This window comes from Guyparkeria sp. (assembly GCF_041687595.1).
GTDB lineage: Bacteria > Pseudomonadota > Gammaproteobacteria > Halothiobacillales > Halothiobacillaceae > Guyparkeria.
Window position 1 is genome coordinate 1 of the sequence record NZ_JAWLBP010000034.1, and the last position, 22,872, is coordinate 22,872.

Consider the following 22,872-nt stretch of genomic DNA (forward strand, 5'->3'; position numbering starts at 1 on the left):
TCAAGCGATGATCCGGTTGACAATCAAAGCGGACGTGGTGGAACTGGTAGACACGCTATCTTGAGGGGGTAGTGGCGAAAGCCGTGTGGGTTCGAGTCCCACCGTCCGCACCAAACACACTTTTCCGGTTCGATTCGTTATCCTTGTACGCTGCAGCAGTGAGCGTGCAGGGGAGTCGAACGCGCAGAAAAAAACCGCCGGACCCTGCCCGGTGTGTTTCGAGCAAGAGGGTGTCAGATGCTTGAAGGCTACATTCCCATCCTGATCTTCTTCGGTGTGGCCATCCTGTTCTCTCTGGGGCTCCTGGTCGTCGGCCAGGTTCTGGCGCCCAAGCGACCCGATTCGGCCAAGAACGATGCGTACGAGTGCGGTTTTGCTCCCTTCGAGGACGCCCGCATGAAGTTCGACATCCGTTACTACCTGGTCGCCATCCTGTTCATCATCTTCGACCTCGAGATCGCCTTCCTGTTCCCGTGGGCAGTGGCCCTCGAGGACATCGGCGGCTTCGGCCTGGGCGCGATGGCGATCTTCCTCGGCGTGCTGGTGATCGGCTTCATTTACGAGTGGAAGAAGGGGGCGCTGGAATGGGAATAGAAGGCGTTCTTGAGAAGGGCTTTGTCACCACGTCGGCCGACAAGCTGATCAACTGGGCGCGCACCGGCTCGCTCTGGCCGATGACCTTCGGCCTGGCCTGCTGCGCCGTCGAGATGATGCATGCCGGTGCGGCGCGTTACGACCTCGACCGCTTCGGTGTCGTGTTCCGGCCCAGCCCGCGCCAGTCCGACGTGATGATCGTCGCGGGCACGCTGGTCAACAAGATGGCCCCTGCACTGCGCAAGGTCTACGACCAGATGGCCGAGCCGCGCTGGGTCATCTCGATGGGATCCTGCGCCAACGGCGGTGGCTACTACCACTATTCCTACTCGGTCGTGCGCGGCTGTGACCGGATCGTGCCGGTGGACATCTACGTGCCGGGCTGTCCGCCGACGGCCGAGGCGCTGCTCTACGGCATCATCCAGTTGCAGAACAAGATCCGCCGCACCAACACCATCGCGCGTGCCTGACGGCCTGTGGCAAGTATTTTGGGGGCAGCCCGACCTATGAATTTGCAAACGGCCCTGAAAGAGACCATCGGCGATTTCATCGTCGACCAGACCATCGATCGTGGCGAGGTCACCATCGAGGTGGCCGCGGAACACTGGCGCGAAGTCGCCGAGCGGTTGGAAAAGAGCGAAGCGACTCGCTTCGAGCAGTGCGTCGACATCTGCGGCGTCGATTACCTCGAATACGGTCGCGGCGAGTGGGCCGGCGAGGAGACCGTTTCCTACACGGGCTACAGCCGCGGGGTCGAGCCGAACTCCAGCGGCTGGCTCAAGTTCGGTGACGAGCCGGACGCCGCCGATCTGGGTCGCCCGCGCTTCGCCGTGGTCGCCCACCTGCTGTCCTACACGCACAACTGGCGGCTGCGCGTCCGCGTCTACTGCCCGGACGACCAGGCGCCGGCGGTACCCTCGGTGGTCCCGGTATGGTCGGGCGTGAACTGGTTCGAGCGCGAGGCGTTCGACCTGTTCGGCATCCTGTTCGAGGAGCACCCGGACCTGCGGCGCATCCTGACCGACTACGGCTTCGTCGGGCATCCCTTCCGCAAGGACTTCCCGCTGATCGGGAACGTCGAGGTGCGCTACGACGACGAGAAGCAGCGGGTCGTCTACGAGCCGGTGTCGATCGAGCCGCGCGTGCTGGTGCCGAAGGTGCACCGCCAAGACAGCCGCTACATTGACCTCGACGAGGGCTGATAGATGCCGGAAATCGCCAACTACACCCTGAATTTCGGTCCCCAGCACCCGTCTGCACACGGCGTGCTCCGGCTGGTGCTGGAGATGGACGGGGAGACGGTCGTCCGTGCCGATCCGCACATCGGCCTGCTGCACCGCGCCACCGAGAAGCTCGCCGAGAGCAAGCCGTACAACCAGTCGATCGGCTACATGGACCGGCTCGACTACGTCTCGATGATGTGCAACGAACACGCCTACGTGCGTGCCATCGAGCAGTTGCTGGATCTCGAGATCCCGGAGCGGGCCCAGTACATCCGCGTGATGTTCGACGAGATCACCCGCATCCTGAACCACCTGCTGTGGCTGGGGGCGCACGCGCTCGACATCGGCGCGATGGCGGTCTTCCTGTACGCCTTCCGCGAGCGCGAGGACCTGATGGACTGCTACGAGGCAGTCTCCGGGGCCCGTCTGCACGCGACCTACTACCGCCCGGGCGGGGTCGCGCGTGACCTGCCGGACTCCATGCCGCAGTACGAGCCTTCCAAGTGGCACAGCGAGCGCGAGGTCAAGCGCATGAACGAGGCCCGCCAGGGCTCGCTGCTCGACTTCCTGGAGGACTTCACCGAGCGCTTCCCGAAGTACGTCGACGAATACGAGACGCTGCTGACCGACAACCGCATCTGGAAGCAGCGGACCGTCGATATCGGCATCGTCAGCAAGGAGCGCGCGCTGCAGATGGGCTTCACCGGCCCGATGCTGCGCGGCTCCGGGGTCGAGTGGGACCTGCGCAAGCACCAGCCCTACGCGGTCTATGACCAGCTCGATTTCGATATCCCCGTGGGCAAGAGCGGCGATTGCTACGACCGTTACCTGGTGCGCGTCGAGGAGATGCGGCAGTCCAACCGCATCATCCGCCAGTGCATCGACTGGCTGCGCAAGAACCCGGGCCCGGTGATGGTGGAGGACCACAAGGTCGCCCCGCCGCGCCGCGAGGAACTCAAGGCGGACATGGAGTCCCTGATCCACCACTTCAAGCTCTTCACCGAGGGGTATACCCTGCCCGAGGGCGAGGCATACGCGGCGGTGGAGCATCCCAAGGGCGAGTTCGGGATCTACCTGGTTTCGGACGGGGCCAACAAGCCCTACCGCCTGAAGATCCGTGCGCCGGGCTTCGCGCACCTGTCGGGTCTGGATGAGATGTCGCGCGGCCACATGCTGGCCGACGTCGTGGCGATCATCGGCACCCAGGACATCGTATTCGGAGAGGTCGACCGCTGATGAGCGAAAGCAAGCTGGATCTGCTGACCGAGCACTCCCGCGAGGAGATCGATCAGTGGCTGTCGCGCTACCCCGAGGACCGCAAGCAGTCCGCGGTCCTGGCCGCGCTGCGCATCGTGCAGCACCAGAACCAGGGTCACGTCACCGTGGACCTGATGGACGCGATCGCGGAGTACCTCGAGATGGAGCCGATCTCGGTCTACGAGGTGGCCTCGTTCTACTCGATGATCGAGACCAAGCCCTGCGGCCGGCACCACGTGTCGGTGTGCACCAACATCGCCTGCTCGCTGATGGGCTCCGACGAGATCGTCGAGCACTGCGAGAGGAAGCTCGGCATCAAGACCGGCGAGTCCACGGCGGACGGACGGATTCTGCTGAAGAAGGAAGAGGAATGTCTCGCGGCCTGCGGGGGCGGGCCGATGATGCAGGTCGACCATGTCTACTACGAGAACCTGACGCCGGAAAAGGTGGACGAGATTCTCGACAAGCTGGATTGACGCCATGAGTTTCAACTACGCCAGTTCGACGCCGGTCTGTTTCGCCACCCTCGGCCACGAGAAGCCGTGGTCGCTCGAGGCCTATCTCGAGGCCGGTGGCTACCAGGCCTGGAAGAAGATCCTCGAGGAGAAGACCGACCCGGCGCTGATCATCGAGGAGGTCAAGACCTCGAACCTGCGTGGGCGGGGCGGTGCCGGCTTCCCGACGGGGCTCAAGTGGTCGTTCATGCCGCGCAACGCGCCCGGGCAGAAGTACATCGTCTGCAACTCGGACGAATCCGAGCCGGGCACGTTCAAGGACCGCCAGATCCTGATGAACAACCCGCACGCGCTGGTCGAGGGCATGGCGATCGCCGGGTACTCCATCGGCGCGACCCGGGGCTACAACTACATGCGCGGCGAGTTCTCGGACCTGGTCTTCCAGCGCTTCGAGCAGGCCGTCAAGGAAGCCTACGAGTACGGGATGCTGGGCACCAACATCCAGGGCTCCGGCATCGACTTCGATCTGGCCGGCTCGCTGGGCGCGGGTGCCTACATCTGCGGCGAGGAGACCGCGCTGCTCGAGTCCCTCGAGGGCAAGAAGGGCCAGCCGCGCTTCAAGCCCCCGTTCCCGGCCAACTTCGGCCTGTACGGCCGGCCGACCACGGTCAACAACACCGAGACGCTGTCGTCCATCCCGGCGATCATGCGCAACGGCGGGCAGTGGTTCGCCGACCTGGGCGTGCCCAACAGCGGCGGCGTGAAGATCTGGTCGGTCTCCGGCCACGTCAACAAGCCGGGGGTGTTCGAGATCCCGATGGGCACGCCGTTTGCCGAGCTGCTGGAGATGGCCGGCGGGATGCGCGACGGCAAGAAGTGCAAGGCGGTGATCCCGGGCGGCACCTCCTCCCCGGTGATCCCGGGCGAGATCATGCTCGAGACCAACATGGACTACGACTCGATCGCCAAGTCCGGCACCTTCCTCGGCTCGGGCGGGCTGATCGTCATGGACGAGGACACCTGCATGGTCAAGGCGCTGCGCCGCATCGCGCAGTTCTACTACCGCGAGTCCTGCGGCCAGTGCACCCCGTGTCGCGAGGGGACCGGCTGGCTGTTCCGCATGCTCAACCGCATCATCGACGGCAAGGGCACGCTGGAGGATCTCGACCGTCTCGACGACGTGGCCAGCAAGATCGAGGGACGCACCATCTGTGCGTTCGGCGACGCGGCGGCCACACCGGTAAGGAGCTTCATCAAGCACTTCCGGCCGGAGTTCGAGTACTACATCAAGCACGGCCACAGCATGGTCGATGGCAAGGCTGACGCGGCGTGAGCCGTGGCCTGCAACCAGGTTTCCAGGTATGAGTGACGAGCAGATTACCTTTGAAGTCGATGGCATGACCCTCCAGGGCAACCCGGGGGAGATGCTCATCGAGGTGACGGACAAGGCCGGGATCAACATCCCGCGCTTCTGTTATCACCGCAAGCTGTCGATCGCGGCGAACTGCCGCATGTGCCTGGTCGAGGTCGAGCGCGCGCCCAAGCCGCTGCCGGCCTGCTCGACCCCGATCTCCGAGGGCATGAAGGTCTCGACCCGCAGCCCCAAGGCGATCAGTGCCCAGCGCTCCACCATGGAATTCCTGCTGATCAACCACCCGCTGGACTGCCCGATCTGCGACCAGGGCGGCGAGTGCGAACTCCAGGACGTGGCGATGGGCTACGGCGAGGGCGTGGGCCAGTACTCCGAGGCCAAGCGCGTGGTCAAGGACAAGGACATCGGCCCGCTGATCGCCACCGACATGACCCGCTGCATCCACTGCACCCGCTGCGTACGCTTCGGCGAGGAGATCGCGGGCCTCAAGGAACTGGGCGCCACCGGCCGTTCCGACCAGATGGAGATCGGTACCTACATCTCCAAGAGCGTGACCTCCGAGCTTTCCGGCAACGTCATCGACCTGTGTCCGGTCGGTGCGCTGACCGCCAAGCCGTCGCGCTACACGCACCGCCCCTGGGAGCTGGTGCAGCACAAGCACGTTTCGACGCATGATGCGTTCGGCTCGAACCTCTACCTGCATACCCGGGACGCGCAGGTGATGCGCGTCGTCCCGCGTGACAACGAGGCCGTCAACGAGACCTGGATCGCCGACCGCGACCGTTTCGCCTACACGGGTCTGGTCACCGAAGACCGCCTGTCCCGCCCGATGGTCAAGCGCGACGGCGAGTGGAAGACCGTCAGCTGGGAAGAGGCGCTGGAGACGGCCGCCAAGGGCATCCAGGAGATCGTCAACCAGCAGGGCCCGACGGCGCTGGGCGCCCTGGTCTCGCCGAACGCGAGCCTCGAGGAGCAGTATCTCGTGGCCCGCATCGTCCGCGGCATGGGCTCGAACAATATCGATCACCGTCTGCGCCAGACCGACTTCTCCGGTGACGCCAACGACCCGGTCATGCCGTGGCTGGGCATGGACATCCCGGCAATCGCCGGTCTCGACGCCGCGCTGACCGTCGGTCTCGCGGTCCGCGAGGAGGTGCCGCTGTTCGGTCACCGCCTGCGTCAGGCCGCGCTGGACAACGACGCCCGCCTGACCCTGGTGCACCCGTTCCGCCAGGGGCTCACGTTCCCGGCCCGCCAGGTAGCCTCCGACGAGGCCGGCGGTGGCCAGCTCGGCACGCTCATCGCCCTGGTCAAGGCGGCCGGCGGCGAGATCCCGAACTCCCTGGCCAACTGGCCGGAGACTTCGGTCGAGGACGCTTCCGCGATCGTCGCCGAGCTCAAGGAGGGCGATCAGAGCGCCATCTTCCTCGGTGCCGTCGCCCAGAACGCGACCGAGTTCGCCGCGATCCGTGCGCTGGCAAGCGAGCTTGCCCGCCTGACCGACGCCCAGCTCGGCCTGCTGCCCCAGGGGGGCAACGCGGCCGGCGCGTGGCTGGCCGGTGCCGTGCCGCATCGCAGCGCCGGCGGCGCCGAGGCGGTAGGCCACGGCCGGACCGCCGGCGAGATGCTCGCCGAGCCGACCGACGCCATGATCCTGCTGGGCGTGGAGCCCGAGCACGACAGCGCGGCCGGGCAGGCGGCGCTCGAAGCCCTGGAGAAGGCCTCCTGCGTGGTGGCGATCACGAGCTACGTCACCCCGGCGATGAAGCGCTACGCCGACGTGCTGCTGCCAATGGGTACGGCGGTCGAGACCGCCGGGACCTGGGTCAACGGCGAGGGTCGCTGGCAGTCGGTCAACGGCGCGATCCGGCCGCTGGGCGAGTCGCGCCCGGCCTGGAAGGTGCTCCGCGTGATGGGCAACCTGCTCGACCTCAACGGCTTCGAGTACATGGCGGTCACCGAGATCCGTCGCGAGTTGCAGTCGCATTGCCAGGACGTGGCGCTCGACAACCGGACCGTCGGCCTGGAACAGGCCCGCTTCGAGCTGCCGGCGCGCGAGACGGAGCAGGGCGGCTACCGTCGCGTGGCGGCCGTCGGCATGTACAACGGTGACCCGGTGGTTCGCCGCTCGGCCGCATTGCAGGGCACCGAGAAGGCCGAGCTGCAGCGTCACGTACTGGTCAACCCGACCGATGCCGAGCGCGAGGGCTGGGAAGACGGCGCGACGGTGACCGTCGAGCAGGACGGCGCGAAGGCCGAGCTCCCCCTGCGCATCGATGACAACGTCAGCCCGGGCACCGTGGTGGTGTTCAGCGGCGCGCATTGTGATGCGCTGGCACTGCGTGCCGGCCGGGTCGAGATTCACATGGAGGTGGCCGCATGATCACCGAATGGCTTTCCCCGGTCATCGGGTGGATGTCGCCCGGCTGGCAGTACTTCGTCGTCCACGTTCTGCTGACGCTGGTGATCGTCCTGCCGGTCGTGGTCGCCGTCGCCTACCTCACGCTCGCCGAGCGCAAGGTCATCGGTTACATGCACGTGCGTATCGGTCCGAACCGGGTCGGTCCGCGCGGGCTGTTCCAGCCGTTCGCGGACGTGTTCAAGCTGATGTTCAAGGAGGTGATCACCCCGACGGTCGCCAACAAGTTCGTCTTCTACCTCGCGCCGATCCTGATCCTGGTGGCCGCGCTGGTCGCCTGGGCGGTCATCCCCTTCGACGACGGCTGGGTGCTGGCCGACATCAACGCCGGCCTGCTGTACGTGCTGGCGATCGGCGCGGCCGGCGTCTACGGCGTGATCCTCGCCGGCTGGGCGTCCAACTCCAAGTACGCGCTACTGGGCGGCATGCGCTCGGCGGCCCACAAGGTGGCCTACGAGCTCGCGATGGGCTTCGCGCTGGTCGGCGTGCTGATGGTTTCCGGCAGCCTGAACCTCTCGGAGATCGTGCGTGGCCAGGAGGGCAGCATCATCCACTGGTACTGGCTGCCGCTGCTGCCGATGTTCGTGGTCTATTTCGTCTCGGGCGTGGCGGAGACCAACCGCGCGCCGTTCGACATCTCGGAAGGGGAGTCCGAGATCGTCGCCGGCTTCCACGTCGAGTACTCGGGGATCGCCTTCGCCCTGTTCATGCTGGCCGAGTACGCGAGCATGATCCTGATCTCCGCGCTGACCGCGGTCCTGTTCCTCGGGGGCTGGCTGTCGCCGTTCCAGGGCACGTTCCTGGAGCCGGTGTTTGCCTTCGTGCCGGGCATCGTCTGGTTCTTCCTGAAGATCTCCTTCCTGCTGTTCGTGTTCATCTGGCTGCGGGCGACCTTCCCGCGGTTTCGATACGACCAGATCATGCGCCTGGGCTGGAAGGTCTTCATCCCGCTGACCATCTTGTGGATCGCGGTCGAAGGCGTGTTCTTCTATTACGAACTCGGCCCGTGGTTCGGCTAAGGGGTAGCTTGCAATGAACGCGATCAAGCATTTCTTCAAGACCTGGTTCCTGTGGGAGCTGTTTCTCGGGCTGTCGGTGACCGGCAAGTACTTCTTCGGTCACAAGTACACCGTGCAGTACCCGGAGGAGAAGACACCGCAGTCGCCCCGCTTCCGTGGCCTGCATGCCCTGCGTCGTTACGCGAACGGCGAGGAGCGGTGCATCGCCTGCAAGCTCTGCGAGGCCGTTTGCCCGGCGCTGGCGATCACCATCGAGTCCGAGCAGCGTGACGACGGTACGCGCCGTACCACGCGCTACGACATCGACCTGTTCAAGTGCATCTACTGCGGCTTTTGCGAAGAAGCCTGCCCGGTGGATTCCATCGTCGAGACAAGGGTTTACGAGTACCACTTCGAGAACCGTGGCGAGAACATCATGACCAAGGAGAAGCTCATGGAGATTGGTGATCGCCTCGAGCCGCAGATCGCGGCCGACCGCCTCGCGGACGCCGCCTACCGCTAGGTGGTCTCGGGATACCCGCGGGCGCCGGGACGTGGTAACGTCCGCCGGCGCCGAACGCGGTGATCAGGACAAACAACAGAACAAAGGTCAACCGGCTACGGGGCGGTGATCCGCCTCCAGCAGAAGGATAGTCATGTCGCTCTATCAGATCCTCTTCTACGTGTTCGCCTCGGTGGCGGTGATCGCCGCCGCCCGGGTCGTGACGGTGAAAAACCCGGTGCACGCGGCGCTCTACCTCGTGCTGACGTTCTTCTCCACCGCGCTGATCTGGGTGCTGATGGAGGCCGAGTTCCTCGGTATCGTGCTCCTTCTCGTCTACGTCGGGGCGGTGATGGTGCTGTTCCTGTTCGTGGTGATGATGCTCGACGTCAACATCGCCCCGTTACGCGAGGGCTTCATCCGCAACCTGCCGGTGGGCGTGTTCGTGGCCCTGGTGATGATCATCGAGCTGGCGCTGATCCTCGGCCCGGCGAGCTTCGGCCTCGAGCTGTACCCCTCGCCGGAGCCGGCGCCGGCCGATGCCGGCAACACGCTGGCGATCGGGCAGGTGCTCTATACCAAGTTCGTCTACCCGTTCGAGATCGCGGCATTCATCCTGCTGGTGGCCATCGTCGCCGCGATCGCCCTGGCGCATCGTCGCCGGCCGGGCGTGCACTACCAGGACATCGACGCCCAGGTGCGTGTCCGTGCCGCCGACCGCGTGCGCATTGCCCAGCTTGATGCGGACAAGACCCGCCGGGGCGACATCGCCGGCGACGAGGCCAACAAGGAAAAGGAAGAGTCATGATCAGCCTGTCCGAATTCCTGATCTTCGGCGGCCTGCTGTTCTCGATCAGCGTTGCCGGGATTTTCCTCAACCGCAAGAACGTGCTCGTGCTGCTGATGGCCATCGAGCTGATGCTGCTCGCGGTGAACGTCAACTTCGTTGCGTTCTCGCACTTTTCCGGCGACATCGACGGACAGGCGTTCGTCTTCTTCGTGCTGACGGTGGCGGCGGCCGAGGCGGCGGTCGGTCTGGCGATCCTCGTCACCCTGTTCCGCAACCGGCGCACGATCAACGTCGAAGACCTGACCGAGATGAAGGGCTGATCCCATGGAAAAGATGTATCTTGCCGTCGTACTCGCCCCGCTGATCGCCTCGATCATCGCCGGCCTGTTCGGGCGCCAGATCGGTCGGGCCGGCGCGCACTGGGTGACCATCATCGGCGTGGCGATCTCGTTCGCCGCCTCGTTGTACGTGTTCTACATGCACGTCTTCGGCGGGCTTTCCACCTTCGACGGCACCGTCTACACCTGGATTGCATCCGACCTGTTCGAGTTCAACATCGGCTTTTTGGTCGACAACATGACCGCGATGATGATGGTCGTGGTCACCGGCGTGTCCCTGATGGTGCACATCTACACCATCGGCTACATGCAGGACGACCCGGGCTACCAGCGGTTCTTCAGCTACATCTCGCTGTTCACCTTCTCCATGCTGATGCTGGTGATGGCGAACAACCTGCTGCAGCTGTTCTTCGGCTGGGAGGCGGTCGGCCTGGTCTCCTACCTGCTGATCGGCTTCTGGTACAAGCGCGAGTCGGCGATCTTCGCCAACCTCAAGGCGTTCCTGGTCAACCGCGTGGGCGACTTCGGCTTCCTGCTCGGCATCGCGATGATCCTGATGTATGCCGACACGCTGCACTACGCCACGCTGTTCGAGCGCCTGCCCGAGCTGGTCGACATGAAGGTCGAGTACCTGCCGGGCGTCGAGTGGTCGGTCGTCTCCGTGATCGCGATCCTGCTGTTCATCGGCGCGATGGGCAAGTCGGCCCAGGTTCCGCTGCACGTGTGGCTGCCCGACTCGATGGAAGGCCCCACGCCGATCTCCGCGCTCATCCACGCGGCGACCATGGTGACCGCCGGCATCTTCATGGTGGCGCGCTTCTCGCCGCTGTTCGAGCTCTCCGACGCGGCGCTGTCCTTCATCCTCGTCATCGGGGCGATCACCGCGCTGTTCATGGGCCTGCTGGGCATCGTGCAGAACGACATCAAGCGGGTCGTCGCCTACTCGACGCTCTCGCAGCTCGGCTACATGACCGTCGCGCTGGGCGTGTCGGCCTACAGCCCGGCGCTGTTCCACCTGATGACGCACGCCTTCTTCAAGGCGCTGCTGTTCCTCGCCGCCGGTTCGGTGATCATCGCGCTGCACCACGAGCAGGACATGCGCAAGATGGGCGGCCTGGCGAAGAAGTTGCCGATCACCTTCGTCACGTTCCTGATCGGGGCGCTGGCGCTGATCGGTTTCCCGGGCACGGCCGGCTTCTACTCCAAGGAGTCGATCATCTACGCGGTCGAGGCCTCGACGCTGCCGGGCGCGACCTTCGCCTACTGGGCGGTGTTCGCCGGGGTGTTCGTCACCGCCTTCTACACCTTCCGGATGATGTTCCTGGTGTTCTTCGGCCAGCCGCGCATGACCGACGAGGAGTACTCGCACGTCAAGGAGACGCCGAAGGTGGTCACCGTGCCGCTGATCCTGCTCGCCGTGCCCTCGCTGGTGATCGGGTTCCTCGTGATCGAGCCGATGCTGTTCGGCGGCTACTTCGACGACTCGATCCGCGTGCTGGCTACCCACGGTGCGATGGCCGCCCTCGAAGCGCAGTTCCACGGTGCCTGGGAGATGTTCCTGCATGGCTGGGCCACGGCCGTGGTCTGGATGGCACTGGCGGGCGTGGCGCTGGCCGCCGTGATGTACCTCGTCGCGCCCAGGACCCTCCCGGCAGCGGCCGCCAAGGCGCTGGCCTGGCCGCGCCGGGTGCTCGAGGAGGGCTACGGCTTCGACTCGTTCAACAACACCGTGATCGCCGGCGGCTCGCGCATGCTCGGCCGCGGCCTCTGGCGCGGCGCCGACCTGCGCGCGATCGACGGCTGGCTGGTCAACGGGTCGGCGGCCGTGATCGGCCGCATGGCGCAGATCTGGCGCCGTGCCCAGACCGGCTACCTCTACCACTACGCGTTCGTCATGATCCTCGGCCTGATCGGCCTGATGACCTGGATCGTGTTCCTGAACCCGTAACGACAGAACACATACGAAGGATAACGGTTCGATGCTCACTTCCTGGCCGATACTGAGCCTGCTCGTCTGGCTGCCGATTGCTGCCGGTCTCGCCGTCATGCTGTTCGGTGAACGCCGTGCGGACGGTGCGCGGTGGTTCTCCCTGATCGTCTCCGGGGCGGTGTTCCTCGTCAGCCTGCTGCTGATCGTGGGCTTCAACACCAGCACCGCGGCGATGCAGTTCGTCGAGCACGTGCCCTGGATCCCCGCCTTCGGCATCAACTACGCCCTGGGCGTGGACGGCATCTCCATGCCGCTGATCGTCCTGACCACCTTCACCACCGTGCTGGTGGTGATCGCGGCCTGGGAAGTGATCAAGGAGAAGGCGCACCAGTACATGGCGGCCTTCCTGATCATGGAAGGCATGATGAACGGCACCTTTGCCGCGATGGATTCCATCGTCTTCTACTTCTTCTTCGAAGGCATGCTGATCCCGATGTTCATCATCATCGGGATCTGGGGTGGCCCGCAGCGGGTCTACGCGACGATCAAGTTCTTCCTGTACACCTTCCTCGGCTCGGTGTTCATGCTGGTCGCGCTGATCTACATGTACTTCCAGTCGGGCAGTTTCGCCATTCCGGTGCTCCACGAGCTGCCGCTGACGCTGACCGAACAGATCCTGATCTTCCTGGCGTTCCTGATCGCCTTCGCGGTCAAGATCCCGATGTGGCCGGTGCACACCTGGTTGCCGGACGCGCACGTCGAGGCGCCTACCGGCGGCTCGGTGATCCTGGCGGCGATCATGCTCAAGATCGGGGGGTACGGCTTCCTGCGTTTCTCGCTGCCGATCACACCGGACGCCGCGGCGACGCTCGACTGGCTGATGATCGCGCTGTCGCTGATCGCGATCGTCTACATCGGCCTGGTGGCGATGGTCCAGTCGGACATGAAGAAGCTGGTCGCCTATTCGTCGATCTCCCACATGGGCTTCGTCACGCTGGGCATGTTCGTGATCTTCATGATCGTCGCGAACCCGGACAACGCGAGTGCCAGCGGGGTGACCCTGGCGCTCGAGGGCGCGATGGTCCAGATGATCTCCCACGGCCTGATCTCGGCGGCGATGTTCCTCTCGATCGGCGTGCTCTACGACCGCCTGCATACCCGGGACATCTCGGCCTACGGCGGGGTGGTCAACACCATGCCCTGGTTCGCGGCACTGGTGGTGGTGTTCGCCATGGCCAACGTCGGTCTGCCGGGCACCTCGGGCTTCGTCGGCGAGTTCATGGTCATTCTCGCCTCGTTCAAGGCGCATTTCTGGATCGCGCTGGCCGCGGCCCTGACCCTGATCATCGGCGCGGCCTACACCCTGTGGATGGTCAAGCGCGTGATCTTCGGCGAGGTGAAGAACGAGGGCGTGAAGACGCTTGACGACCTGAATTTCCGCGAGGCATGGATCCTGGGCGTGCTCGCCTTCCTGATCATCCTCATCGGTGTCTGGCCGAACCCGCTGGTCGAGGTGATGCACGCTTCGATCGAGAACCTGGCGCAACAGGCGCTGACCACCAAGTTGTAAGACGTTCCCTATGACACTCGCCTCACTGAACCTGCAACCGGTCCTTCCCGAAATCGTCCTCGCGGCGATGGCGTGCCTGATCCTGCTCGTCGACCCGTTCCTGCCCAAGCGGGGACCGTCGGTGAGTTTCGGGCTGTCGATCCTGACGCTGATCGCGCTGTTCGTGATCACCCTGGTCCAGATGGACGAGGGCGTGCGGATGAGCTTCGACGGCATGGTGGTCAACGATCCGATGGCCGACGTGATGAAGCTGTCGGTCTACGTGCTGGTCGCGGCGGTGTTCGTCATCTCCCGGGCGTACCTGCGCCAGCGGGGCATCGACAAGGGCGAGTACTACATGCTGGGCCTGTTCGGCGTGCTCGGCATGATGATCACGATCTCGGCCAACCACCTGCTTCTGCTCTACCTGGGCCTCGAGCTGCTGTCGCTGTCGATGTACGCCATGACCGCGTTCAAGCGCGACGACGGCCGGGCCTCCGAGGCGGCGATGAAGTACTTCGTCCTCGGGGCGCTGGCCTCCGGCATCCTGCTTTACGGCATGTCGCTTCTCTACGGCGTCACCGGCGACCTGACCCTGACCGCGATCGCCGATTCCGTCGCCGGCGGCGAGGACTCGATCGTGCTCAAGGCCGCCGTGGTGCTGATCGTGGTCGGTGCGATCTTCAAGATGGGCGTGGCCCCGTTCCACATGTGGCTGCCCGACGTCTACGAGGGCGCCCCGACGGCGGTGACCATCTACCTCGCCGCCGCGCCGAAGATCGCCGCGCTGGCGCTCATCCTGCGCCTGCTGGTCGACGGCATGGGCCCGCTGTTCGCCGATTGGCAGCCCATGCTGATCGTCGTGGCCATGCTGTCGATGGCCATCGGCAACGTGGTCGCGATCGCGCAGAACAGCTTCAAGCGGATGCTGACCTACTCGACCATCGGCCACGTCGGTTTCATCCTGCTTGGCGTGCTGGCCGGCACGGCGACCGGTTACTCCGCGGCGCTGTTCTACACGATCGCGTATGCCGTGATGACCATCGGCGGTTTCGGCATCATCCTGCTGCTCGCTCGCCAGGGATTCGAGGCCGAGAGCCTCGACGACCTGAAGGGCCTGAACGATCGCAGCCCGGTGATGGCCTTCGTCTTCCTACTGCTGATGTTCTCCATGGCCGGGATCCCGTTCACCTTCGGCTTCTGGGCGAAACTTGCCGTGCTGCAGGCTGTCGTAGGGGTCGGGCTGTGGTGGCTGGCCACCTTTGCCGTGGTCACGGCCGTGATCGGGGCCTTCTACTACCTGCGGGCGGTGAAGATGGTCTACTTCGACGAGCCGGTCGACCGCAGCCCGATCGAGGCGGACGTCAACGTGCGTGGCGTGCTTGCCCTGAGCGGCCTCGCCATGCTGGTGTTCGGCCTGTACCCGACCGGGCTGACGGCACTGACCGCCGGCGCGTTCGGACTCTGAGGAACCTCCGCGCGAACCGAGGTTCCCTAATCACGGGCCAATACGGCCCGGTCACCGCAACGAGGTCTCCATGATCCCCGACTGGATCGTCATCGCCTACCTGCTGTCCCTGCTCGTCCTGGCCAACCTGCCGTTCGTCAACCAGCGCCTGTTCCTCGTCGTTCCCGTGGCTGCAGCCGGCAAGCTCAAGTCCTTCTGGTGGCGACTGGTCGAGTGGGTGACCTACTTCGTCATCGGCATGGCGCTGGGCCTGTACATCGAGTACGCGCTGACCGGCATCGAGGCGAAGGACTGGATCTTCTGGTCGGTGGCGGCGAGCATCTTCGCCGTGTTCTCGGCACCCGGCTTCATCTGGCAGTACCAGTTGCGAAAGCACCTTCAGGCCTGATCTCGTCACGGCCCAACGCAAAAAGGCGAACCCTTTGGTTCGCCTTTTTGCATTTCCGCGGCCCGTACGCCGACTCCCGTCGGGTCCGGGATGCCCCTACATTCGCTGCAGGAGCAGTCGGGCGCTCTCGACATACCGTTTGCGCATGAACAGCAGGCGCCAGCGCCGGCCACCGACCTGGTCGAACAGGATGGTGGCACGCACGCCGGCGAGGAGCAGGGCGCGGACCGACGAGGAGATCTGCATGTCCTCGAGGTGGTGCTTCTCGCCGTTGATGACGAACTTTTGCGGCAGGTGGCTGAGCGTCTGCCGGTAGAGGTTGTTCAGGTCGGAGAGCATCCCCGGGTCGGCACCGTGCTGGTCGAAGGCGGGCTTGAGTTCCTCGAGCCGGCCGAACAGCCGGGCGGCCATCTCCTCGTCGCGGCGGAAGGCCTTGGTGACCGCGAACAGCGTGACCACGTAGCGGGTGAGCTCGAGGTCCCGGGGCTCGCGGGAATTGCCGGCCAGCAGTTCGGTGAGCCGGCGCATGCCGAAGCGCACTCCGGGCAGCCCGCCGTAGATGCTGGGGGTGTCCGGCGCGTCGAAGGCGAACAGCGAGCCGATGCTCGCGTCCATTGCCTGTTGGTCGGCGACGCGCCCCTCGTAGGCGAACGTCTGGATCAGTTGCAGGGCCTGGGTCATGCCGGCCATGGCGATGAGCTGGTCGTCGATGGTTGAGGCCATTGTCTCGGTCGTCTCGTTGTCGGGTACGTATCAGGCCTCGGGCAGGGCGTGACGGATCACCGCACCGCCCAGGCACACGGGGCCATCATAGAACACGATCGACTGTCCCGGCGTGATGGCCCGCTGCGGAGTCTCGAAGCGGGCGACGAGCCGGTCGCCGTGCATCTCGAGCTCGACGGCCTGGTCGGGCTGCCGGTAGCGAATCTTGGCCGTGATCGGCCGGTCGGCCGGTGGCGGCTCGATCCAGTGGACCTGCTCGGCCTCCAGCGCGGGGGCGAACAGGGCGGGGTGGTTCTTGCCCTGGGCGACCAGCAGCACGTTGCGGTCGAGGTCCTTGCCCACCACGTACCAGGGCTCGTCGCCGTGGCGTTTGAGACCGCCGATGCCCAACCCCTGGCGCTGGCCGATGGTGTGGTACATCAGCCCCTGGTGGGTGCCCAGGTGCTCGCCCTCGAGGGTCTCGATCGGCCCCGGCTGCGCGGGCAGGTAGGTCTGCAGGAAGTCGGCGAAGCGCCGCTCGCCGATAAAGCAGATACCGGTCGAATCCTTCTTCTCCGCGGTGACGAGGTCGTGTGCCGCGGCGATCTCGCGCACGCGCGGCTTCTCCAGTTCGCCGACGGGAAAGTACGCCGAGCCGATCTGCTCGCGCGACAGGGCATGCAGGAAGTAGCTCTGGTCCTTGTTCGCGTCCAGCCCCCGGGCCAGGTGCACGCCGTGCTCGTCGTCGATCCGCCGGGCGTAGTGACCGGTGGCGATGGCATCGGCGCCCAGCTCGCGGGCATGGTCGAGAAACGCGCGGAACTTGATCTCGCGGTTGCAGAGGATGTCCGGGTTGGGCGTGCGCCCGGCGCGGTACTCGTGCAGGAAGTGCTCGAAGACGCGGTCCCAGTACTCGGCCGAGAAGTTCACGTAGTGGAACTCGATCCCGAGCTTGTCGGCCACCGCCATGGCGTCGAGCATGTCCTCCTTGGCCGCGCAGTACTCGTCGTCGTCATCGCCCTCCCAGTTCTTCATGAACAGGCCCTCGACCCGGTAGCCGGCCTCCTTGAGGAGCAGGGCGGCCACCGAGGAGTCCACCCCGCCGGACATGCCCACCATGATGCGCGGGGCGTCCGCCGGGGCCGGCGGGATGATCGGTTGCTTGCTGGTGTCGGTCATCGGATCGATTGGATCAGGTCGAGGGGAAAACACTGCCCACGTTCGAAGTCGCGGATCGCGGCCATGACGAACGGCGAGCGGTGCGGGACGGTCGAGGTCTCGATGGCCTGGCGTGTCATGAAGCGCGCTTCGATGATCCCGTCGTCGAGCGGTTCCTCGTCGGGCTCGCCATCGAGCTCGCCGATGATCGCGACACGCAGCACGCGCCGGCCGGACGTCGGGTTCTCGTGGTAAAGCCCCAGCAGGTGGCGCGGCTCGAAGGCAAAGCGGGTCTCCTCGCGCACCTCGCGGATGGCCGCCTCGAGGACGCTCTCGCCCGGCTCGACGTGGCCGGCGGGCTGGTTGAGCAGCCGCTCGCCGTGGACCGACTCCTCGATCACGAGGTAGCGGTCGTCCCGGCAGGCGATGCCGGCGACGGTCAGGCTGACCAGCGGGCGTTCGGTGGTGTTGATCGACATGGCGGCATTATACCGGCGCAGGCAAGTCCCGCGGCGATCAGTCTTCCTGTCGCTTCGCCTTCCACTCGTAGAGCAGGTCGAGTGCCTCCCGCGGGCTGATCTCGTCGGGTTCGAGTGCGTCGATGGCCTCGAGGAGCGGATCGGGCTCTTCCTCGACCGGCGGGCCCGCCGGTTCGGCGGCGAACAGGTCGAGCTGCGGTGCCCCGGCGCCCTGGCTGCCCTGCCACTCGAGCTGTTCGAGCAGCCCGCGCGCCCGCCGGATGGTGGGGCGGGGCAGGCCGGCCAGGCGGGCGACGTCGATGCCGTAGCTCTGGTTGGCCGGCCCCTCCTTGACGCCGTGCAGGAACACCAGCTCGCCGTTGTGCGTGATCGCCTCGAGGTGCACGTTCACCAGGGTCTCGAACTGCTCGGCCAGCGTGGTCAGCTCGAAGTAGTGGGTGGCGAACAGCGTCATCGCGCGGTTCTTCTGCAGCAGGTGCTCGGCCACCGCCCAGGCCAGCGCCAGCCCGTCGAAGGTCGAGGTGCCACGGCCGATCTCGTCGATCAGCACCAGCGAGCGCTCGGTGGCGTTGTGGAGGATCTCGGCGGTCTCCGTCATCTCCACCATGAAGGTCGACCGGCCCGAGGCCAGGTCGTCCGAGGCGCCGATGCGGGTGAAGATCCGGTCGATCGGGCCGATCTCGGCGCTCTCGGCCGGGACGTGGGCCCCGGCGTGGGCGAGCAGCACGATCAGCGCGGTCTGGCGCATGTAGGTGGACTTGCCGCCCATGTTCGGGCCGGTGATCAGCAGCATGCGCCGGTCGGGGGCCAGCTCGGCGTCGTTGGGCACGAACACCTCGTCGCTGTTGGCCTCCACCACCGGGTGGCGCCCCTGGCGGATGTCGATCCCGGCGACCTTGCGGAAGGCCGGGGCGGTCCAGTCGTGACGCTCGGCGACGTCTGCCAGGGCGGCGAGCGTGTCGAGGTCGGCCAGGGCATCGGCGCGCCGGCGCAGTTCGGCCTGCGATGCGGCCAGGGTGGCCAGCAGCGACTCGAAGCAGGCCTTCTCGCGGGCCAGCGCCTTCTCGCGGGCGGTGAGCACCTCCTGCTCGAAGGTCTTGAGCGCGGGGTTGGTGTAGCGCTCGACGGACTTGAGCGTCTGGCGACGGGTGAAGCTTTCCGGCATGCGCTCCGACTGGCTGCGCGGCACCTCGAAGTAGTAGCCGTGCACGCGGTTGTAGGCGAGCTTCAGGCTCTCCACCCCCGACTGCATGCGCGCGTCCTGCTCCATGGCGGTGAGCGTCACGTCGGCCCGCTCGGAAAGCCCGCGCAGGCGATCGAGTTCCGCATCAAAGCCGGGCGCGATGACCCCGCCGTCGCGGAGCCACACCGAGGGCTTCTCCGCGATGGCCGCCTCCAGCAGCTCGCGCACCGACGGCAGGTCGGCCAATGCCTCGGCCAGGGACTGGAGCAGCGGCTGCTGGCAGTCGGCCAGCAGGTCGGTGATCGCCGGCAACTGGTTCAGGGAGTCGCGCAGGGCGGCGAGATCTCGGGGTCGGGCGGTGCCGAGCACGATGCGCGTGGTGATCCGCTCGATGTCGTTGACCTGGCGCAGGCAGGCGAACAGGACGGCGGGCAGCTCGCGCTCGCGCAGCTCGGCGATCGCCTGGTGGCGGGCGGAAAGCTCGGCGTGGTCGCGTAGCGGCCGGGCCAGCCACTCGCGCAGGCGCCGGGCCCCCATGCCCGTGGCCGTGCGATCGAGCAGCCCGATCAGAGCACCGGCGCGGTTGCCCTGGCTGTCCTCGAACAGCTCCAGGTGGCGGCGGGTGTGCACGTCCAGCAAGAGGGCGTCGCCGGTCTGCTCCACGGCCAGCGAGTCGATGTGCCCGATGTGCGTCTTCTGCGTGTCGGTGACGTACTGCCACAGGGCGCCGGCCGCGCCGAGGGCGGCGTCGAGCGGCTCGCGGTTGTCGGCAGGGATGCCGAAGCCGGTCAGGTCGCGCGTGCCGAACTGGCGGCACAGGCGCTCGACGGCCGTGTCGGCGGCAAAGTGCCAGACCGGGCGCTCCCGGGAGGGCGCCCCGTCCCGCCACAGGCCCGCGGTCAGGGTGTCCAGGGTGGCGCCCTCGGGCAGCAGCAGCTCCTTGGGGTCGATACGGGCCAGCTCGGTGGCCAGCTCGTCGGGCCCCTCGGGGGCCATCACCGCGAATCGCCCGCTGGAGAGATCCAGGTGCGCCAACCCCAGCCGGACCCGGCCGCGTTTTTTGACCTGCGCCACGGCGGCCAGCCGGTGGGCGCGACGCTGCTCGAGCAGGGCCTCGTCGGTCACCGTGCCCGGGGTGACCACCTTGACCACCTCGCGCTTCATCGGGCCCTTTGCCTGAACGTCGCCGACCTGTTCGCAGATGGCGACCGACTCGCCGGCCTTGAGCAGGCGGGCCAGGTAGGATTCGTAGGCATGCACCGGCACGCCGGCCATGGGGATGGGCTCGCCGGCGGAGGTGCCGCGCTGGGTGAGCGTCAGGTCGAGCAGGCGGGCGGCATGGCGCGCGTCCTCGAAGAACAGCTCGTAGAAATCCCCCATGCGGTAGAACAGCAGCACGTCGGGATACGCTTGTTTGATGCGCAGAAACTGCTGCATCATGGGCGTGTGGGCGCTGAGGTCGGGGTTCTCGCCGGCCGGCGCGGCACCCGGCGTCTCGCCGGACACGTCGGTTGGATCGGGGTTCTGAGTCATGCGCGCCATTGTAAACAATTCGGCCCCAACGCACGGGGTCGCGACCCGGTTGGATTTCGCAGGATGAGCGAGCACAACGAACAGGCCGACAACCCGCCCGGCTGGACCCCGCCGGGGCAGCTGACCGCCGAGGTCACCCGGCGCGAACAGCGCATCGCCTGCCTGGCCGAGGCGCTGGAGGCCCGCGGTATGCGTCTGGCCACCGCCGAGTCCTGCACCGGTGGGCTGCTCGCGGCCAATCTCACCGACCGCCCGGGCAGTTCGCAGTGGTTCGACTGCGGGTTCGTCACCTACAGCAACCAGGCCAAGCAGCGCGACCTCGGCGTGCCGGCGCACCTCCTGGCCGAGGCCGGGGCGGTCAGCGGCGAGGTGGTCGCCGCGATGGCCGACGGGGCGATCCGCCGGGTCGGCAGCGAGTACGCCGTGGCCATCAGCGGTGTCGCCGGACCGGGCGGCGGCAGCGAGGCCAAGCCGGTCGGTACCGTCTGGTTCGCCTGGGCCTGGTGCCCGCCGCCCGCCGCGGACGGAACCCGGCCGGACGGGGCGCAGACCTTCATCGCGCGCTACCGCTTCGAAGGCGACCGGCAGGCGGTGCGCGAGGCGGCCGTGGACGTGGCCCTGCGCGGCCTGTGCGCGCATCTGGGCGGTCACGCCTGGGACGAGGCGGCCGCCGGGGAATGGTCGCCTGCCCACTGGCCGGCCGCCGGTCTCAAGCTCTAGCCTGTGCAGCCCCCGAGCCCATTCATCAGGAACGCCATGAACATCGACCCCGCCACAAACCGCCTCGACTCCGTGCCGTACCGGCGTTCGCCCAACTGCGACGAGCGGCCGCCCTACACGACGATCGAGCTGGTGGTGGTCCACGCCATGTCCCTGCCGCCGGGCGAGTTCGGCGGGACGGCGATCGAGCGTTTCTTCACCAACCAACTGGATCCCGACGAGCACCCGTACTTCCAGGAGATCCGCGACATGCGGGTCTCCGCGCACCTGGTGATCTACCGCGACGGCTCGATCCAGCAGTTCGTGCCCTTCGACCGGCGGGCCTGGCATGCGGGTGAGTCCCGCTATGGCGACCGTGCCCGCTGCAACGACTTCTCCATCGGCATCGAGCTGGAAGGCACCGACACCTTCCCCTATACCAGCGTTCAGTACGAGCGGCTCGGCCAGGTGCTCGAGGCCATCAAGCGGGCCTACCCGAGCGTGCACGCCGTGCGCGGCCATGCCGACATCGCCCCGGGGCGCAAGACCGACCCCGGGCCGGCGTTCGACTGGGGGCAGCTCGCCTCGCGGCTGCCCGAGGGCATGGCACTGGCCTGACCGCAGGGGAGGCTCTGCACGAGTCGCCAACCGCGTATGATGACCGAACGTACAGGGAAGACTTAACGACCGCCTTGGGGGCGCACACGTCATGAAATTGCTGGCACTGGTACTGGTCATCGCGATCGACCGCTTCCTCGAGTTCTTCGAGCGCTGGCGCGCCCAGCGCTGGCCGCAGCAGGCGGTGGCCGAGGTGTTCGACTACCTCGCCAGGCTGGTGGGCAGCAGCATCGCGCGTCTGCTGGTCTGGCTGGTCCTGCCGGTCGCGCTGTTCGCCTGGCTCGGCCTGGGCGCCGAGGGGCTGGCCGGCTGGCTGGTGTCGGTCGTGGTGCTCCTGCTGGTCATCACCCCGCGCAACACCTCGCAGATCACGCACGACCTGCTCGACGGGGCGCTGCGCGACGATACCGAGACCGTGGATTCCGCCCGGCGAGTGCTGTTCGCCGAATCGGACATCGACCCCGCCGAGGCCACCACTCGGCAGACCGGCGAGCGGATCATCGTGCTGGCCTTCAGCGAGTGGTTCCTGGTGGTGTTCTGGTTCGTGCTGCTCGGGCCGGGCGGGGCACTGCTCTACCGTCTGACCGAGTGGCTCGGCCAGCAGCCGGACCCGGAGGGAGAGGGCGAGTCGGCGTTGTGGCGTTGGCAGAAGCGAATCCACGGGCTGTTCGTCTGGCCGGCCGCCCCGGTGTTCACCGTGCTGATGCTCCTGGCCGGCTCCTTCCAGCGCGGCCTGAACGCCTGGCGCGGCGACCCGGATCTTGGCCGGGCGCACGGGGCGATGAGCGAGCTCGAGGCCGGGTCGCTCGGCCTGATCGCCCGGGTCGGTCATGCCGTGATCGACGTCGAGCGCGCCGACGAGTGCCTCGACGAGAATGCCTGCCTCGCCGACCAGCGCACCTGGTACCGCGCCGCCCACGCCATCGTGCTGCGGGCCCTGCTGTTCGGCGTGGCGCTGGTGGCCGTGCTGACGATGATCGGCTGGGTGGGCTGAGCGCTCCCGACGTCTGCCCTGGCCGGCCCGGGGTGATCCTGCGGTAGAATCGCCCTCCAATCATGACCGCATGTGATCCATGAGCGACACTTCCCCCGATTCCACCCGACTGGTGCTGGTCCGCCACGGCGAGCCCGTGGGCGGGCGGCGCTACCGCGGCGATCGCGTCGACGACCCCCTGAGCGAGACCGGCTGGCAGCAGCTCGAGTCCCGCATGCAGGCA

General features: G+C 66.6%; 22 protein-coding genes and 1 tRNA gene. 19 read left to right on the forward strand and 4 right to left on the reverse strand.

The annotated features are described in order from the left end of the window. Positions 1-28 precede the first annotated feature (28 nt). The 16 genes from ACESL5_RS06585 to ACESL5_RS06660 all read left to right on the forward strand — a co-directional run bounded on the left by ACESL5_RS06585 (position 29) and on the right by ACESL5_RS06660 (position 15,283). A tRNA-Leu gene (locus ACESL5_RS06585) sits at positions 29-113 on the forward strand. Positions 114-237: 124 nt separating this feature from the next. Beyond that, entirely contained in the window at positions 238-594 is a 357-nt protein-coding gene (locus tag ACESL5_RS06590; RefSeq protein WP_372591980.1) for an NADH-quinone oxidoreductase subunit A, read from the forward strand. Beyond that, entirely contained in the window at positions 585-1,064 is a 480-nt protein-coding gene (locus tag ACESL5_RS06595; RefSeq protein ID WP_372591981.1) for a NuoB/complex I 20 kDa subunit family protein, read from the forward strand. The genes ACESL5_RS06590 and ACESL5_RS06595 overlap by 10 nt, the downstream gene beginning before the upstream one ends. Positions 1,065-1,100: 36 nt before the next feature. Then, on the forward strand, positions 1,101-1,796 hold the full coding sequence (locus tag ACESL5_RS06600; protein ID WP_372591982.1) for an NADH-quinone oxidoreductase subunit C: 696 nt from the start codon (positions 1,101-1,103) through the stop codon (positions 1,794-1,796). Positions 1,797-1,799: 3 nt separating this feature from the next. Then, complete coding sequence (locus ACESL5_RS06605; protein ID WP_372591983.1) at positions 1,800-3,053, forward strand: NADH-quinone oxidoreductase subunit D; 1,254 nt, start codon at positions 1,800-1,802, stop codon at positions 3,051-3,053. Continuing rightward, positions 3,053-3,550, forward strand: a complete 498-nt coding sequence (gene nuoE, locus ACESL5_RS06610) for an NADH-quinone oxidoreductase subunit NuoE (RefSeq protein ID WP_372591984.1) — start codon at positions 3,053-3,055, stop codon at positions 3,548-3,550. Before ACESL5_RS06605 ends, nuoE begins: the two co-directional genes overlap by 1 nt. Before the next feature lie 4 nt (positions 3,551-3,554). Then, positions 3,555-4,862 carry an NADH-quinone oxidoreductase subunit NuoF gene (gene nuoF / locus ACESL5_RS06615; protein ID WP_372591985.1) on the forward strand — a complete coding sequence of 436 codons (1,308 nt, stop codon included), beginning with the start codon at positions 3,555-3,557 and terminating at the stop codon, positions 4,860-4,862. A 28-nt stretch (positions 4,863-4,890) separates the two neighbouring features. Then, the gene (nuoG, locus tag ACESL5_RS06620; protein ID WP_372591986.1) at positions 4,891-7,284 is read left to right on the forward strand and encodes an NADH-quinone oxidoreductase subunit NuoG; all 2,394 of its coding nucleotides are present in this window, start codon (positions 4,891-4,893) and stop codon (positions 7,282-7,284) included. Positions 7,285-7,316: 32 nt separating this feature from the next. After that, positions 7,317-8,339, forward strand: coding sequence for an NADH-quinone oxidoreductase subunit NuoH (gene nuoH, locus ACESL5_RS06625; RefSeq protein WP_372592001.1), 1,023 nt, complete (start codon positions 7,317-7,319; stop codon positions 8,337-8,339). 13 nt (positions 8,340-8,352) lie between these two features. Beyond that, on the forward strand, positions 8,353-8,841 hold the full coding sequence (gene nuoI, locus ACESL5_RS06630; protein ID WP_372591987.1) for an NADH-quinone oxidoreductase subunit NuoI: 489 nt from the start codon (positions 8,353-8,355) through the stop codon (positions 8,839-8,841). A gap of 133 nt (positions 8,842-8,974) precedes the next feature. After that, positions 8,975-9,628 (forward strand): NADH-quinone oxidoreductase subunit J, encoded by a 654-nt coding sequence (locus tag ACESL5_RS06635; RefSeq protein ID WP_372591988.1) that lies wholly within the window; start codon positions 8,975-8,977, stop codon positions 9,626-9,628. Next, positions 9,625-9,930 (forward strand): NADH-quinone oxidoreductase subunit NuoK, encoded by a 306-nt coding sequence (gene nuoK, locus ACESL5_RS06640; RefSeq protein WP_372591989.1) that lies wholly within the window; start codon positions 9,625-9,627, stop codon positions 9,928-9,930. The genes ACESL5_RS06635 and nuoK overlap by 4 nt, the downstream gene beginning before the upstream one ends. A gap of 4 nt (positions 9,931-9,934) precedes the next feature. Then, positions 9,935-11,896: an NADH-quinone oxidoreductase subunit L gene (gene nuoL / locus ACESL5_RS06645; RefSeq protein ID WP_372591990.1), complete on the forward strand. Its 1,962-nt coding sequence runs from the start codon at positions 9,935-9,937 to the stop codon at positions 11,894-11,896. A 31-nt stretch (positions 11,897-11,927) separates the two neighbouring features. Beyond that, complete coding sequence (locus ACESL5_RS06650; RefSeq protein ID WP_372591991.1) at positions 11,928-13,448, forward strand: NADH-quinone oxidoreductase subunit M; 1,521 nt, start codon at positions 11,928-11,930, stop codon at positions 13,446-13,448. Between the two features lie 10 nt (positions 13,449-13,458). Continuing rightward, positions 13,459-14,895: an NADH-quinone oxidoreductase subunit NuoN gene (gene nuoN, locus ACESL5_RS06655; RefSeq protein ID WP_372591992.1), complete on the forward strand. Its 1,437-nt coding sequence runs from the start codon at positions 13,459-13,461 to the stop codon at positions 14,893-14,895. A gap of 70 nt (positions 14,896-14,965) precedes the next feature. Then, a complete protein-coding gene (locus ACESL5_RS06660) occupies positions 14,966-15,283 on the forward strand; it encodes a DUF2818 family protein (RefSeq protein WP_372591993.1) in 318 nt (105 codons plus the stop codon). 96 nt (positions 15,284-15,379) lie between these two features. Here the strand turns inward: ACESL5_RS06660 and ACESL5_RS06665 are convergent, their stop codons facing one another. Genes ACESL5_RS06665 through mutS form a run of 4 tightly spaced genes read right to left on the reverse strand, consistent with a single transcriptional unit; the run spans position 15,380 to position 20,338 of the window. Next, on the reverse strand, positions 15,380-16,006 hold the full coding sequence (locus ACESL5_RS06665) for a lysogenization protein HflD (protein WP_372591994.1): 627 nt from the start codon (positions 16,004-16,006) through the stop codon (positions 15,380-15,382). A gap of 30 nt (positions 16,007-16,036) precedes the next feature. Next, the gene (mnmA, locus tag ACESL5_RS06670) at positions 16,037-17,164 is read right to left on the reverse strand and encodes a tRNA 2-thiouridine(34) synthase MnmA (RefSeq protein WP_372591995.1); all 1,128 of its coding nucleotides are present in this window, start codon (positions 17,162-17,164) and stop codon (positions 16,037-16,039) included. After that, positions 17,161-17,622 (reverse strand): NUDIX domain-containing protein, encoded by a 462-nt coding sequence (locus tag ACESL5_RS06675; protein WP_372591996.1) that lies wholly within the window; start codon positions 17,620-17,622, stop codon positions 17,161-17,163. The genes mnmA and ACESL5_RS06675 overlap by 4 nt, the downstream gene beginning before the upstream one ends. A 37-nt stretch (positions 17,623-17,659) precedes the next feature. After that, positions 17,660-20,338, reverse strand: a complete 2,679-nt coding sequence (gene mutS, locus ACESL5_RS06680) for a DNA mismatch repair protein MutS (RefSeq protein WP_372591997.1) — start codon at positions 20,336-20,338, stop codon at positions 17,660-17,662. 63 nt (positions 20,339-20,401) lie between these two features. Here mutS and ACESL5_RS06685 point away from each other — a divergent pair, with 63 nt between their 5' ends. The 3 genes from ACESL5_RS06685 to ampE all read left to right on the forward strand — a co-directional run bounded on the left by ACESL5_RS06685 (position 20,402) and on the right by ampE (position 22,649). Further along, positions 20,402-21,058 carry a CinA family protein gene (locus tag ACESL5_RS06685; RefSeq protein ID WP_372591998.1) on the forward strand — a complete coding sequence of 219 codons (657 nt, stop codon included), beginning with the start codon at positions 20,402-20,404 and terminating at the stop codon, positions 21,056-21,058. A 36-nt stretch (positions 21,059-21,094) separates the two neighbouring features. Beyond that, a complete protein-coding gene (gene ampD, locus ACESL5_RS06690; protein ID WP_372591999.1) occupies positions 21,095-21,655 on the forward strand; it encodes a 1,6-anhydro-N-acetylmuramyl-L-alanine amidase AmpD in 561 nt (186 codons plus the stop codon). Between the two features lie 91 nt (positions 21,656-21,746). Continuing rightward, positions 21,747-22,649 (forward strand): regulatory signaling modulator protein AmpE, encoded by a 903-nt coding sequence (gene ampE, locus ACESL5_RS06695; RefSeq protein ID WP_372592000.1) that lies wholly within the window; start codon positions 21,747-21,749, stop codon positions 22,647-22,649. Positions 22,650-22,872 lie beyond the last annotated feature (223 nt).